Annotated in this window: 12 protein-coding genes; 6 read left to right on the top strand and 6 right to left on the bottom strand. The window is 65.6% G+C overall.

Annotated features, from left to right (window positions below; genetic code table 11):
• Window positions 1-45: 45 nt before the first annotated feature.
• Together malQ and PV768_RS17655 are read right to left on the bottom strand one after the other, a co-directional pair.
• Entirely contained in the window at window positions 46-2,241 is a 2,196-nt protein-coding gene (gene malQ / locus PV768_RS17660; protein WP_421093714.1) for a 4-alpha-glucanotransferase, read from the bottom strand.
• Between the two features lie 214 nt (window positions 2,242-2,455).
• Complete coding sequence (locus PV768_RS17655) at window positions 2,456-3,526, bottom strand: LacI family DNA-binding transcriptional regulator (protein WP_421093713.1); 1,071 nt, start codon at window positions 3,524-3,526, stop codon at window positions 2,456-2,458.
• A gap of 198 nt (window positions 3,527-3,724) precedes the next feature.
• On the opposite strand from PV768_RS17655, the gene PV768_RS17650 reads away from it, so the two are divergent.
• The 4 genes from PV768_RS17650 to PV768_RS17635 all read left to right on the top strand — a co-directional run bounded on the left by PV768_RS17650 (window position 3,725) and on the right by PV768_RS17635 (window position 9,522).
• The gene (locus PV768_RS17650; RefSeq protein WP_421093712.1) at window positions 3,725-5,038 is read left to right on the top strand and encodes an extracellular solute-binding protein; all 1,314 of its coding nucleotides are present in this window, start codon (window positions 3,725-3,727) and stop codon (window positions 5,036-5,038) included.
• A gap of 66 nt (window positions 5,039-5,104) precedes the next feature.
• Window positions 5,105-6,028 (top strand): carbohydrate ABC transporter permease, encoded by a 924-nt coding sequence (locus PV768_RS17645; protein WP_421093711.1) that lies wholly within the window; start codon window positions 5,105-5,107, stop codon window positions 6,026-6,028.
• Entirely contained in the window at window positions 6,025-6,855 is an 831-nt protein-coding gene (locus PV768_RS17640; RefSeq protein ID WP_421093710.1) for a carbohydrate ABC transporter permease, read from the top strand. The genes PV768_RS17645 and PV768_RS17640 overlap by 4 nt, the downstream gene beginning before the upstream one ends.
• An 84-nt stretch (window positions 6,856-6,939) precedes the next feature.
• Window positions 6,940-9,522 (top strand): family 78 glycoside hydrolase catalytic domain, encoded by a 2,583-nt coding sequence (locus PV768_RS17635; protein ID WP_421093709.1) that lies wholly within the window; start codon window positions 6,940-6,942, stop codon window positions 9,520-9,522.
• An 88-nt stretch (window positions 9,523-9,610) separates the two neighbouring features.
• Here the strand turns inward: PV768_RS17635 and PV768_RS17630 are convergent, their stop codons facing one another.
• Window positions 9,611-10,345 (bottom strand): GAF and ANTAR domain-containing protein, encoded by a 735-nt coding sequence (locus PV768_RS17630; RefSeq protein WP_157239586.1) that lies wholly within the window; start codon window positions 10,343-10,345, stop codon window positions 9,611-9,613.
• A 182-nt stretch (window positions 10,346-10,527) separates the two neighbouring features.
• On the opposite strand from PV768_RS17630, the gene PV768_RS17625 reads away from it, so the two are divergent.
• Window positions 10,528-11,574: an aldo/keto reductase gene (locus tag PV768_RS17625; RefSeq protein ID WP_421093708.1), complete on the top strand. Its 1,047-nt coding sequence runs from the start codon at window positions 10,528-10,530 to the stop codon at window positions 11,572-11,574.
• Here PV768_RS17625 and PV768_RS17620 read toward each other — a convergent pair.
• Window positions 11,560-12,507, bottom strand: a complete 948-nt coding sequence (locus tag PV768_RS17620) for a DMT family transporter (protein WP_421093707.1) — start codon at window positions 12,505-12,507, stop codon at window positions 11,560-11,562. The two genes, PV768_RS17625 and PV768_RS17620, sit on opposite strands and share 15 nt — an antisense overlap.
• Entirely contained in the window at window positions 12,504-13,052 is a 549-nt protein-coding gene (locus tag PV768_RS17615) for a TetR/AcrR family transcriptional regulator (RefSeq protein WP_421093748.1), read from the bottom strand. Before PV768_RS17615 ends, PV768_RS17620 begins: the two co-directional genes overlap by 4 nt.
• A gap of 229 nt (window positions 13,053-13,281) precedes the next feature.
• Between PV768_RS17615 and PV768_RS17610 the strand changes: the two genes are divergently transcribed.
• A complete protein-coding gene (locus PV768_RS17610) occupies window positions 13,282-13,581 on the top strand; it encodes a DUF4193 domain-containing protein (protein WP_157239592.1) in 300 nt (99 codons plus the stop codon).
• Between the two features lie 66 nt (window positions 13,582-13,647).
• On the opposite strand, the gene PV768_RS17605 is transcribed toward PV768_RS17610, so the two are convergent.
• The coding region (locus tag PV768_RS17605; protein WP_421093706.1) for a hypothetical protein at window positions 13,648-13,915 on the bottom strand (268 nt) is incomplete at its 5' end.

The raw sequence follows: 13,915 nt of genomic DNA, 5'->3' as shown, positions 1-13,915 counted from the left end.
GCGAGCTCGGCCAGGGAACCCTGCGGGTGTGGGCCCACGTGGCGTTTAGTTGCGCAGGGCACCGTCCACCGCTGCCAGCAGCGAGTTGAACCGCGCGTTGGCGGGAAGGTCGTCAAGGAACACCGGCCTGCCGTCCGGCCCGGCCAGCGGGACCTGCCAGTTCGGGTACAGGGCCTCGGTGGTGCCGGGCTGGTTCTGGACGCGGCGCTCCCCCACCGCGTCCACGAGGGCAACGCCCAGCAGGACCGACGGCGTCTGGGTGAGCAGGAGGTGGAGCGCCTCGATGGTCTGTTCCTCGGTCCCCGCCAGTGAGCCAGGGTCCCCCTGCAGGTAGCCGCGCTCGCGCAGCAGGGCCAGCATTTTCTCCAGCGAGGCGTTGTGCTCGGCCCGTTCCTCTTCCTCGGACCGTTCCAGGAGTTCGAGCCGACTGCGGAGCGCCACGTGGTCGCCGGCAAGGTAGCCGGCGGTGGGCGGAAGGTCATGGGTGTTGACGCTGGAAAGTGCCTGCGTCCGGTACTTCTCCGGCGCAAGGGGGGAATCGCCGTCGTACTCAAACCAAAGGATGGACGTTCCCAGGATGCCGCGGGCGGCAAGGTAGTCACGCACCCACGGTTCGAAGGTGCCCAGGTCCTCGCCGATCACGACGGCCCCGGCGCGCTGGGCCTCCAGTGCCAGGATGCCGATCAGCGCTTCATGGTCATAGCGGACGTAGGCGCCATCACCCGGGGCGTTCCCGACCGGGATCCACCAGAGCCGGAAAAGCCCAAGGATGTGGTCCACCCGGATGCCGCCGGCGTGCCGCAGAACGGTGGCCAGCATGTTCCGGAACGGGATGTAACCGGCCTCGGCCAGGCGGGCGGGATGCCACGGCGGCTGCCCCCAGTCCTGGCCCTGCTGGTTGTACATGTCCGGCGGTGCGCCCACGCTGGTGCCGGGAGCAAGCACGTGGCGGAGCGTCCAGGCATCGGCGCTGCTGTGGTCCACTCCGACGGCGAGGTCGTGCACCACGCCCAGGCGCATACCGGAGCGCAGGGCTGCCTTCTGGGCCTCCTCGAGCTGCTCATCGCAGATCCACTGCAGCCAGCGGTGGAATCCGATCCTGTCCGCAAGCTTTTCGCGCAGTGCTTCAGCCTGCGGTGTGCCCAGGGAAGTGGCCGGGTCCGTCCACAGGGGATCGTCCGGCGCGACGTCTTCACGGATGGCGGACCAGAGCGCGAAATCGTCCAGCCCGGTCGCGGAGATCCGGCAGAACTCGTCAAACCCGGCCTGCCGGGCCGGGGAGCGGCGGACGTGATAGAGCATTTCCAGGGCCTGGAGTTTGGCGGCATAGACGGCGTTCCGGTCCAGCCGGCCGGCCTCCTTGTTTAGCCCGGCGACTTCCTCCCGAAGCTGTTCAACAGCGGCCCGCCTGCGCGGCCTCAGGTAGGCCAGCTCGGGAATTGCTTCGATGCGGATGTAGAGCGGATTGAAGAACCGGCGCGTGGACGGCGAATACGGGGACGGCTGCACCGGCGGCACCGGCTCGGCCGCATGGAGCGGGTTGACCAGCACGTAGTCGGCCCCGCGCTCACCGCTGATGGCAGCCAGGTCAGCCAGGTCGGCGAAGTCGCCAATGCCCCAGGACCGCTTGGAGCGCACGGAATAGAGCTGCATGGCAAGCCCCCAGCCGCGGCGCTGTTCGAGGGGCTCGGCAGTGGTGAGCTGGCGCGGCGTCACCACCAGGGTTGCCGTGGCAGTGGCGCCGCCGGACTCGGCGGTCAGGGTGTGCCAGCCAAGGGGCAGGTCCTGCGGGAGGGCGAACGTGGCACGGCCGGTGGACACGCCGTCGATATCCTTGGGCTGTTCCCAAACGTCCTGCTGGACGGCGTCCACGGTGCCTGCCCCGTCCTCAAGGGCAATGCCCAGCCGGACGGCGGCACCGTCGGGCACATGGACCGGGACCAGCGCCGGCTCGCCCTGCTGGATGACGACGGCGGGAGGCAGCATCCGCCGCCACGGCGCCAGTTCCGCTTCCGCCAGCGCGGCCTCAATCGCCGGGTTGGTGTCCGCCTTCACGCCAAGGGCAGCCAGGACCTTGATCAGGGTACTTTCTGCCACAGTGTGCGGCAGCCCGTCCCAGCCCTGGAAGGAAGTGCCCACTCCATGGGCGTCCGCGAGCTTCTGGAGCAGGTGGGGGTCTATGGCTCCGCCGGCAGCAGCTTCCCCCGCAGCAGGGAGGGTGCCCGGAGGATCAGTTGGCATCCCTGGACGATATGAGTGCTGCTGGTCTGAAGCCGTCATGCGTGTCCGCCTCGTCTGGTGTGATGTGGCCCGAACTTACAGTGCTGCCTGTTGCTGCCTGTTGTACCGGGGCGCCTGCACCCCCGCGCACAACCGTTGGTTCAGATTATTGCAGGGCGGCGCCGAGACGAAACCGGTTCCGCATCACGGCCCGGTCACAAGGTGGCGATTCCGGCTAGCCAGTTATCCCTTCGCCGAGGAGCCGACGGCTGGGCACAACGCCAAGGGGCGCGGGGCCGGTGGTTTTGCGGACCATCAGAGCCGGCTGCACCAGGGTGGATACGGCCTCAGTTCTGCCGTCGATACGTTCCACCAGCAGCTTCGAGGCCAGCGAGCCCATGTCGAACCCGGACTGGTCCACCGATGTAAGGGCGATCTGGGGAAGTGAAGCCGCGAACGCATTGTCATAACCCACCACCGAGAAAGCCTCCGGCACGCGCACCTCCAGCTCATGCAACCGCGAAAGCACACCAAACCCCGCCATGTCCGTGCCGGCGTGCACTGCAGTTGGCGGAGTCTTGCGCGCCAGCATCAGGTCCACTGCAGTCTCGCCGCCCTGGTGGTTCCACCTGGTTTCGATCACGTCGATCTCGTCCGCCAACCCATGGCGGACCATCGCCTTAACGTAGCCCTCGGCACGGACAATCTGGGGCATGGTTGCCTCGTTCTTTTCCTTCCCCACGTGCTTGAGGTGGGCGATCCGCCGGTGTCCCAAGGAAACCAGATGATCGATGATCAGCGCGCTCCCGGCCATATCGTCACTGGCCACAGTGTCGTAGCTCTGTCCTGGTCCGTGCCGGCCGAGCACAACAGTTGGAGTAATCCGCCCGATTTTTTCCAGTTCTTCGTCCGGACCGAACGGGGCGATGAGAACCAGTCCGTCCATCTTCCGGTCAATCATTGCCTCGATCATCCCCTGCTGCTGCGAAAGCCCCATGTTCGCCTCACCGATGAACACCTGGTATCCCCGGCGTCCAGCCTCAGCGCGGATGCCCTCGATCAGGACTGTAACGAACGTGTTCGAAAGATCCACTACGAAGACCCCCAGGGTGAAGCTCCGGCCCCGCATCCCCCTCGCGAGCGCGGAGGGGCGGTATCCCAGCACCTCCATGGAGGCCTCCACCCGGGCCTTCATGACGTCGCTTACGCCGTACGCTCCCCGGAGCACCTTCGAAACTGCGGCACGCGACACTCCTGCATGCTCCGCGACGTCACTGATCGTCGCCCTCTTCGGATGTCCGTTCACGTCCCAGCCTCCCTGGTAGCCCCACAAGAAATTGTAGACTGATCTACGAAAATCCCTTGCTTACCTCCGTGACTTCGCTTACAGTAAAAACGTAGACCGATCTACAAAAGCCACACTTCCGGACATTCCCCCGGGAAGCATCCGTTTTGAAACGTTCCACAGGACCGGCAGGACCTGCGGCTTTACGAGGAGGTAAAGATGAATATCACCCCCAGACGGCGCTGGCCCGTCCTTGCCGGATGCGTCACCGCAGCGGCGTTGGTGCTTACCGGCTGTTCCGCCAGCGGAGGCGGCAGCACGGATGCAAAGACCATCTCCTGGCTGGTCGACAACACGGAAAACACCATCACCTACGCCGAAAAGCTCGCCGAGGACTTCACTGCGGCCAATCCGGGCATCAAGGTTGAGATAGAGACCCGCCCCCAGGGCGGCGACGGTGACAACATCGTGAAGACCAAGCTCGCCACCGGCGACATGGCGGACCTGTTCTCCTATAACACCGGCTCCCTCTTCCAGCAGATCAACCCGGAGCAGAACCTCGTCCCCCTCACGGCCGAGTCCTACATGGACAACGTCTCGGACTCCTTCAAGCCCGTGGTGACCGCCGGCAAAGAGGTGTACGGCGTTCCTGTCGGCACCGGCTCGGCCGGCGCGGTGCTTTACAACAAGAAGGTCTACGAGAAACTCGGCCTCTCGGTTCCCAAGACCTGGGACCAGTTCATGGAGAACAGCCGCAAGATCAAGGAATCCGGAACAGCGGCCATCATCCAGTCCTACCAGACCACCTGGACTTCCCAGCTCTTCGTCCTGGGCGACTTCGCGAACGTAGCCGCCGTGAATCCCACCTTCGCCGAGGACTACACCGCCAACAAGGTCAAATTCGCGACGGATCCGGCTGCCGTCAAGGGCTTCGAACACCTTGAGGAAGCCTACAAAGCGGGCCTCTTCAACGAGGACTTCGCATCCACTACCTATCCGCAGGCCTTGGAGAAGCTGGCCAACGGCGAGGGCGCCCAGTACCCCATCCTGAGCTTCGCCCTGCCGGAACTGAAAGTGAGTTTCCCGGACCAGCTCAACGACATCGGGCTCTTCCCCCTGCCGGGCGACGATGCCGCCAAGAACCCGCTGACTGTCTGGCTGCCCGGCGGCATCTACCTCCCCAAGTCCACGAAAAACGTCGAAGAGGCCAAGAAGTTCCTGGCATTCGTGGCGAGCAAGGAAGGCTGCGCCTCCCAGACTGCAGCTGTCGGCGCGAACGGCCCCTACCTCGTGGAGGGCTGCGACCTCCCCGCAGACGTCCCCACCGCGGTGAAGGACATGCTTCCGTTCTTCGAGGACAAGTCCAGGAACAGCCCGGCCCTCGAATTCCTGTCCCCCGTCAAGGGCCCTGCCCTCGAACAGATAACCGTTGAGGTGGGCTCCGGAATCCGCTCCGCCAAGGACGGCGCCGCCCTCTACGACGAGGACGTCAAGAAGCAGGCACAGCAGCTCAACCTGCCCGGCTGGAACTAGCCTTCATTACCACCCTTGCCGTCCGGGCCGCGCTCCGGCCCGGACGGCAACCTTGGAGATACTGACATGACCAACACCACAGTGGCCGCTCCGGCCAGGCGGGCCCTTAAACCAGCGGCAGCCAGAAGGAGCAAGGGCAAGTCGCCCTACCCCTACTGGTTCTACCTGCCGGCCGCCCTGATCTACACAACCCTGTTCCTAGTCCCCACCTTCGCCTCGTTCTTCTTCAGCTTCACCCGGTGGAACCTGACCGAGTTTACGTGGATCGGCATGGACAATTTCGTCCAGTTCTTTTCCGAGCCGGCGCTCCTCAAGGGCCTTACGAACACCTTCATCTACGGGCTGGTGACCTCCAGCATCAAGGTGGTCCTCGGGATGCTGCTGGCCGTGCTGCTCACCTCCCAGATCATCGCCCGCGGCTACCTGCGCTCCGTGATCTTCTTCCCTGTCCTCCTCAGCAGTATCGGCGTCGGCATCGTGTTCACCGTGCTCATGGACCCCTCACGGGGAATGATCAACGAAGCGCTGGCCGTTGTGGGTATCGAGGGGCCTAAATGGCTCACTGACCCCGCCTGGGCACTCATGTCTGTTGCCCTTGTGGACGTCTGGAAAGGCGTCGGCCTGGCAACAGTGATTTTCATCGCCGGAATCGTGTCCATCCCGCAGGAATACTTCGAAGCCGCGAAAGTGGACGGCGCAAGCTCGTTCAAGAGCTTCTGGAACATCACCGTTCCGCTGGCCCGCCCGGCTACCGCCACCGTGATCATTCTTTCCCTCATCGGCGGCCTGCGCTCCTTCGACCTGATCTGGGCCATGACCAAGGGTGGCCCCGGCTTCACCTCCGACGTCATCGCCTCCGTCATCTACAAGCAGTACCAGGCCGGTTTCTACGGCCTCTCCACGGCGGGCAACGTGGTGCTCTTCCTGATCGTCACGGCCGTCATCGTGCCCCTGTCAATGTTCCTGAACCGCAAGGAGGTGGAGGCATGACCACCGCACTGAAACGGTACGGCCTCGGAATCCTGGCCATCGCCACCACATTCGTACTTTTCGTCGTCCCCCTGCTCTTTATGGTGTTGACGGCCATGAAGGACCGCCGGGAGGCGAACCGGCTGGAGTTCTCCTGGCCTACCAACTTCGCCCTCGTCGAGAACTTCCAGGAAGTCCTGTCAGCCAGGCGGTTCATGCTGGTCACCGCCTTCGTCAACAGCACCATCCTCACCGTTGCCAGCGTGGCCGTGATGGTTATCCTGGCGGCCATGGTGGCCTGGGTCCTGCAGCGCCGCCGCAGCCGCTGGAACCCGCTCATCAACTTCCTGATCCTTTCCGGGCTGATCATCCCGCCGGCAGTGGTTCCCACGATCTGGGTCCTCCAGGGACTCGGCCTTTTCAAGACCCTCCCAGGGCTGATCCTCATTGAAGTGGCGTTCGGACTGTCCTTCTGCATCATGCTGTTCCGCGCCTTCATCTCCACGATTCCCCGCGAACTGGACGAAGCCGCAGTGATTGACGGCTGCGGGCCGGTAAGGCTGTTCTTCCGGGTGATCTTCCCGCTGCTGCGCTCCGTCATCGTCACGGTGATCGTGGTCCAGTCGGTTGCCGTGTTCAACGATTTCCAGCACCCGCTGTACTTCCTCCCGGGAGATGCCAACGCCACGGTCCAGCTGACCCTGTTCAATTTCCAGAGCCAGTTCACCACTGCTTACAACCTGCTCTTCATGAACATCCTGCTGATCACCATCCCGCCGCTGGTCATGTACCTGTTCTTCAACCGCCAGATCGTGGCGGGCATGACCGCCGGCGCGGTCAAGGGCTAGCTCCCGGCAAACCCAACATCACCAAGTCATCCGCGGGGCTTTCCCACTCCCCGTTCATCACCCCTGCAAGGAAGAGGGCACGCCATGACAGCCGCCGTCCAACCGGTGACCTTCGAGCATCTCCCCGATGCCCTGGGCATTGGAACCGGAACACCCCGCTTCTCCTGGAAAACACGCGCCGCGCCGGGTTGGGCACAGGTTGCCTACGAGGCAGCCATTACCACCGAGGCAGGCCGCTGGACCAGCGGCCGCATCCAGACCGGGGAATCCGTCCTCCAGCCGTGGCCTGCCCCGGCGCTCCGCTCCAGCCAGCGTGCGGAAGTCAGCGTCCGGGTCTGGGGGACGGCAGGGGATGCGCCCAGCGACTGGAGCCGGGCCGCCGCCGTCGAAACGGGCCTCCTCTCCCCCGATGACTGGGAAGCAACCCCCGTCAGCCCCGCCTGGGACGAGGACCGCGACTCAGACCGGCGCCCGCCGCTGCTGCGCCGCGGCTTCGAGCTTCCCCGGCCCGTGGCCTCCGCCCGCCTGTATGTCACCGCCCACGGGCTGTATGAGATGGAACTCAACGGAACCCGGATCGGGACGGACGCCTTTTCGCCCGGCTGGACTGTCTACGGCGAGCGGCTTCGCTACTACACCTACGACGTCACCGACCACCTCGCCGAGGGCCGGAACGCAATGGGGGCGTGGCTCGCTGACGGCTGGTACCGGGGCCGCTTCGGGTTCCAGGGCGGGCACCGCAACCTCTATGGCGACAAGGTGGCGCTGCTTGCCCAGCTGCAGGTAACGCACGACGACGGCTCGGTCACCGTGGTGGGGACGGACGGGCAATGGAAGGCCTCCTTCGGCCCGATTCTCTTCACCGGCCTTTACGAAGGCGAGGAATACGACGCCCGCCTGCTTCCTGCAGGCTGGAGCAAGGCGGAATATGACGACGGCGGGTGGCAGCCCGTCGTCGAGGTCCCCCGCGACCCGGCCACCTTGGTGGCCCCCGAAGGGCCGCCGGTGAGATGCACCGACGAGGTGGTGCCGGTGACGGTGACCACGTCGCCGTCGGGGAAACTCATCCTGGACTTCGGGCAAAACCTTGTGGGGCGGCTGCGAATCAATGTGCAGGGCGAAGCGGGGAACGAAGTGACCCTGCGCCATGCCGAGGTCCTCCAAGGCGGCGAGCTTTACACCCGTCCCCTGCGCGGCGCGGCCGCCACTGACGTTTACAGGTTGGCTGGCGGAGAAACCGAAACGTGGGAGCCGCGCTTCACCATCCACGGCTTCCGCTACGCCGAGATCAGCGGCTGGACAGGCGGAGATGTGGCGGCGAACGTGACGGCCCGGGTGTACCACACGGACATGGCCCGCACCGGCTGGTTTGAGTGCTCCGACCCCAACCTCAACCGGCTGCACGAAAACGTCCGCTGGAGCATGAAGGGCAACTTCGTGGACATTCCCACTGACTGTCCCCAGAGGGATGAGCGTCTTGGCTGGACCGGTGACCTGCAGGTGTTCGCGCCTACTGCCACTTTCCTCTACGACTGCTCCGGCATGCTCTCGTCCTGGCTGAAGGACGTGGCGGCGGAACAAGCGCCGGACGGAACCGTGCCCTGGTACGTGCCCGTCATTCCCGGCGGGGACTACTGGACACCGGTACGCCCGGGCGCCGTCTGGGGGGATGTTGCGGTCCTGACGCCATGGGTGCTCTACGAGCGGTTCAACGATGCGAAGATCCTGGCTGACCAGTACCAGAGCGCCAAGGCCTGGGTGGATCTGCTGGACTCACTGGCTGGCGAGGGCCATCTCTGGAATACGGGGTTCCAGCTTGGCGACTGGCTGGACCCCAGCGCACCCCCGGAGAAACCGAGCGAAGCCAAAACGGACCGCCATCTAGTGGCAAGCGCCTACTTTGCCTGGTCGGCACGGCACCTGGCAAAGATGGCCGGGGTCCTGGGCAAGGCCGACGACGAACTCCGCTACCTGGAGTTGGCAGGTGCGGCCTCGGAGGCGTTCGCAAGGGAATACATCCTCCCTGACGGGCGCATGACCAGTGACGCCCAGACTGCCTACGCCCTGGCCATCGTTTTTGGCCTGTTTCCCAACGGCGAACTCCGTCAGCTGGCCGGCAAACGGCTCGCAGAACTGGTCCGCGAGGCGGGCAACCGCATCGCCACCGGCTTCGCGGGCACCCCGGTCATCGCAGATGCGCTTACCAACGTTGGCGAACTGGAGACGGCGTATGACCTGCTCCTGGAGAAGGAGTGCCCCTCCTGGCTCTACTCCGTGGCTCAGGGCGGAACCACAATCTGGGAACGATGGGACTCGCTGCTTCCCGACGGCACTGTCAATCCCGGGGAAATGACGTCCTTCAACCATTACGCCCTGGGCGCGGTGGCGGACTGGATGCACCGCTCGGTGGCGGGCCTTGCACCCCTGGAGCCCGGATACAAGCGAATTCTTTTCCGCCCCCGGCCTGGCGGCGGGCTAACCTCCGCGGCCGCGGTCCACGAAACGCCCTACGGGCGGGCTTCCATCTCCTGGCAGCGCACCGGAACGGGACACACAGTGGAGATCGAAGTCCCCACCGGAACCACCGCCAGGGTGGAGCTGCCCGGGCGGGCGCCTGCCGACGTCGGGCCCGGCCGGTTCGAATACACCCTGGCGGCCGTTTCGTAACGCAGCGCCCCGGCCGCAGATCAGCCTGCAACGGGCAGCGCCTCCACAGGCTGCCCGTTGCAGGCTTCACCCGTTAAACCTCGCGGGGCTACGGATCAAAGTGCGTGCTGACGGAGCCGGAGCTCACCCGGCTCAGGACTTCCGCGGCGAGGTCCCTCAGTTTCTGGTTCCGGTGGCTGGACGCCTTCGTGAGCAGCGCCATGGCTTCTTCCTGCGAGCAACGGTTCTGGGCCATGATCACCCCGCACGCCAGATCGATGGTGGTGCGGTTCTGCAGGGCGGCCGAGAGGTCGTCTGCCATGTTCCGGGCGTCCGCGATCTGCAGGGCCAGCCGCACGGCCCGTCCCGCCTGGTCGGCAAAACCCTGGGCCCTGCTGATGACAGCGTCGGAGAAGACGCCGGATTCCGAGGCGAAGAAATTCAGGGCCGCTGCCTGGTCCTCATCCAGGGCGAGGGGCACGCCCAGCACACTCCGGCAGCCGTTGGCGGCCAAGATCTTTTGGTACTCCGGCCAGCGGGTATCGGTGTCCACGTCAGCCAGGACAACAGGCTGCATGGTCTCCAGCGAGGCCAGGCACGGGCCTTCACCGAGAGCCTGCTCGAGCCTGTCCAGTTCCCTGGCCCGGTCGCTGCTGCCCGCCACGGTGGCGCTGCGCTTGCGTCGCCGCAATGTCACGCCGCACTCAACCCGCGAACCCGCCGACTCGCTCAGGGCGGATGCAGCCACTTCGGAGAGCTCCGTGAGGAAGTCGTTCACGTTGCTGCTGCTAATAATCAGGTCATGCAACTTGATGAACTGTTCATCATTGCTCGGGGTGCCCATGCACCAATATAAGCGGATCCGCGGGGGAAACGCCCGCCATAATTCGTCACGCCCGGGCTCCTGCGTTACTCCGTGCGAAGAAAAGCGAAGGACTAAGGCGTATGCCTGCCAGCCCCGCGTGAAGCTGTGTAGCCTCATGACGATCGAAGGCATTAGTGGCAAGGCAACGGGAGGAACCGGGGATGAGCCTCAGCGAACTGCGGGTATTCGGTCGGTCGGGGACCCCGGTCAGCCCGCTCACTTTGGGCACCATGAATTTCGGCGAGGGCAGCGGCGGACCGCACGGCGCCCCCACCGGCGCCGATGAGGGCATCCGGATCATCCAGGCTGCGCTGGACGCCGGGATCACCGCCGTCGACACCGCCGATGTCTATTCGCAGGGCGAGTCGGAACAGGTGGTGGGCCAGGCTCTGCGCGGACGGCGCGACGACGTCTTCCTCGCCACCAAGTTCCATGGCCAGATGAGCGCCAACCCGGCCCATTCCGGAAACTCGCGCCGCTGGATCACCCAGGCGGTGGAGGGCAGCCTCCGCCGGCTCCAGACAGACCGGATCGACCTCTACCAGGCACACCGGCCGGACTACAACACCGATGTCCTGGAGACCATCACCACCCTCAACGACCTGATCCGCCAGGGCAAGATCCTCTATTACGGCACGTCCGTCTTCACCCCGGCGCAGCTTGTGGAGGCACAGTGGCTGGCCACCACCAACCACCTCATCCCGCCGCTGGGAAACCAGGTGCCGTACTCCATGCTGGTGCGCGGCAACGAACGCGACGTCCTGCCCATTGCCCAGCAATACGGGCTGGGCGTCCTGGCCTACGGGCCGCTGGCCGGCGGCTGGCTGTCCGGCAGCTTCGTCCTGGAATCCGGCAAGGCACCCACCCGCGTGCATTCACTGCCCGGCCGGTACGACATCTCCGGGCCCGCCAGCGAACGCAAGCTCCTGGCTGCCGATGCACTCGCCAGGCTGGCGGACAAGCTGGAGCTTTCGCTGGTGGACCTTTCCGTCGGGTTCGCCCTCAGCCACCCCGCCATCAGCAGTGTCATCATCGGGCCCCGCAGTGAGGAACACCTGCAGGCGTACCTGCGGGCAGCGGACGTCCATCTCAGCGAATCCGTTCTGGACGCCATCGATGACGTTGTGCCGCCGGGAACCAACTTCGTGGAGCGGGACGCCGGCGCGATCGTCCCGTCGATTGAGTTCGCGGAACTACGACGGCGGTAGCGGCCCTGGCTCCGGGCCGGCGGCCGGCTTGCGCGGCGTCAGGATGAACAGGCTGAAAATCACGACGGCGGCGCCAAGCCAACCATGCGGCGGCAGCCGTTCACCCACCACCAGCACCGCCAGGACCGCAGCCACCACCGTTTCAAGCAGGGAAATGCCGGTGGCAGTGCTGGCCCGGATCCTGGCCAGGCCCCAGCCGAACAGGACGTAGCCGGCAAACATCGGAACCAGTGCCATGTAGGCACCCACCGAGAAATTGGTCCAGGATTCCAGCAGGGGCGCGCCGGTTGCCGCAAGCACGGGCATCAGCAGGAGCCCACCGAGGCCGAAGACAGTTCCCATGGCAGCCCGCGTGGACAGCCCTCCGCCGATAAGGCGGTGGGCTGCCCAGGAATACAGTGCATACGTGGCACCGGCCACCAGGCCCAGGGCTATTCCCGCCAATGGCGTCCATGACTCGCCGGGGGAACCGGCTGCCTGCCCGTGCCCGGCGAAGGACAACACTGCTGCGCCCGTGACACCCAGGAAAGCTCCGGCCATCCACCTGCGGGTGAGCGGCTTTCCGTCCGCGAAGCGCTCGATGAGGGCGGCCGCCACCGGCGCCGAGCCAATGGAAACCACAGTTCCCACTGCTACCCCCGAAAGACGCATCGAGCTGTAGAAGGCGAGGGGATAGACGGCCACCGCCGCTGCACCCAGGGACACCAGTCGCCAGCGGTCCAGCAGGCCCGGCCACTGCCCCGCGATGGCACCGACGGCGTAAAGGGCCTGGAGCAGGCCGCCGATACCCATGGCCACCGCGCCCACGGCCAACGGACTCAACGACGGGGCGAAGGTGGCAGCCGTGCCCGTGGTTCCCCACAGCACGGATGCGACGGCAACGCATAAAGCGCCCCAGAGCGGCACTTTGAAATCTCCGGTTCCCGGGTTCACAGCCCCTCCAACAGCCGGGCAGCGATGGTCCGGCCGTCCTTCAGGCGCTGGTCGTCCCCTTCCAGCCCTGCCCTGGCCATGGCACCCTCAAGCAGGAAAGCCAGGTGCCGGGCCAGCCCCGCGGCACGCTCATCCCCTGGCAGGAGTTCGGCGACATGCCCGGCCAGCAGCTCCTCAACCTCTTCCTTGTGCTTCCGGACCGCCGCCCGCCCGGCCGCCCCCGCGGGCAGTTCCGCTGCTGCATTGAGCAGCCCGCATCCCCTGAACCCGTCCCGGTAGGCGAAATTCGCGTGGTCCATGTACGCGTCAAAGACGGCCAGCACCCGTTCCCGCGGAGTCTTCGCGGTTTCCAGCCGCCGGCGGTAGAGGCCAAGCCACTCCGAATGCCGGGCTTCCAGGTAGGCCGCCACCAGCTCCGCCTTGGAGGAGAAATTGTTGTAGAGGCTCTTCTTGGCCACGCCGGCTTCAGCGGTGATGGCGTCGATGCCGGTGGCCCCCACACCCTGGGCGTAGAAGAGCCGGGCTGCAGCGTCAAGCAGCAGTATTCGGGCCTTACGCCTGGTCGAGCCGGCACGGGCTGGCGCGGCGGCGGCTGCACCGGCGGAAGCAGTGGGAGCGGCGGATCGGGCAATCTCCGGGAGGGACAAAGCGGCTCCTTGGGTCAAAAGTAGTTAGATCAGTCTACCTACTTAACCGTCGGGAATAACGCGGCCCGCCTTCATGTTGTTGCTCTGTTCAGAACGAACTGCTTCCAGCCGACAGGAGAACGCATCAATGTCAGTTGACTATGACGCTCCACGGGTGACGCCCGAGGAAGAGCCGAACGCCGGCTTCGAGGAGCTGAAGACCCAGAAGTCTGGCCGACGGGAGGCTATAGCCGACGTGGACGAGGCCGAGCTCGCGGACAGCTTCGAGTTGCCCGGGGCGGACCTCTCGAACGAGGAACTCCTGATCCAGGTGGTGCCGGTCCAGGCCGACGAATTCACCTGCATGTCCTGCTTCCTGGTGCACCACCGCAGCCAGCTCGCCAGGGAGAAGGACGGCAAGAAGTACTGCCGGGAGTGCGAGTCGTAGGGGGCGGCTTGTCCGGCGGAGGCCGGCGCTGGACCGCCTCCGCCCCGGCCCACGCCAAGGTGGCTTTCATCCATTGGAATCCCAGGTCGTGGGGTGCCGGCCGCCAATGCGCTGCCCGGTGAAGCATTCCCGGCAGGGCCGCCAGGGGCTGAAGGGAGTGGTGGCCAGCGCGGCTGCCCCGCCAATCATGCCGGCAATGCCGCGCCCGGGCACGCCACCTCGTGACCGGGCGCGGTAATAACCGGCCGTCAGCAGCGCGTGGTCACCAGTCGTGGACCGTTCCGTCGATGAGGCGGTTGTAGGGCAGGTAGGCCTGCTGGTAGGGGTAGGCGGC

Source organism: Pseudarthrobacter sp. CC4 (assembly GCF_048957775.1).
In the GTDB taxonomy this organism is placed as follows: domain Bacteria; phylum Actinomycetota; class Actinomycetes; order Actinomycetales; family Micrococcaceae; genus Arthrobacter.
Note: the sequence above shows the minus strand (reverse complement) of the source record. Positions and strands in the feature narration are given on the sequence as shown.

Bases quoted from the DNA above. Each gene is read 5' to 3' on its own strand.
- malQ (WP_421093714.1), bottom strand. From the start codon at position 2,241: ATGCCAACTGATCCTCCGGGCACCCTCCCTGCTGCGGGGGAAGCTGCT.
- PV768_RS17650 (WP_421093712.1), top strand. From the start codon at position 3,725: ATGAATATCACCCCCAGACGGCGCTGGCCCGTCCTTGCCGGATGCGTC.
- PV768_RS17645 (WP_421093711.1), top strand. From the start codon at position 5,105: ATGACCAACACCACAGTGGCCGCTCCGGCCAGGCGGGCCCTTAAACCA.
- PV768_RS17640 (WP_421093710.1), top strand. From the start codon at position 6,025: ATGACCACCGCACTGAAACGGTACGGCCTCGGAATCCTGGCCATCGCC.
- PV768_RS17635 (WP_421093709.1), top strand. From the start codon at position 6,940: ATGACAGCCGCCGTCCAACCGGTGACCTTCGAGCATCTCCCCGATGCC.
- PV768_RS17630 (WP_157239586.1), bottom strand. From the start codon at position 10,345: ATGGGCACCCCGAGCAATGATGAACAGTTCATCAAGTTGCATGACCTG.
- PV768_RS17625 (WP_421093708.1), top strand. From the start codon at position 10,528: ATGAGCCTCAGCGAACTGCGGGTATTCGGTCGGTCGGGGACCCCGGTC.
- PV768_RS17610 (WP_157239592.1), top strand. From the start codon at position 13,282: ATGTCAGTTGACTATGACGCTCCACGGGTGACGCCCGAGGAAGAGCCG.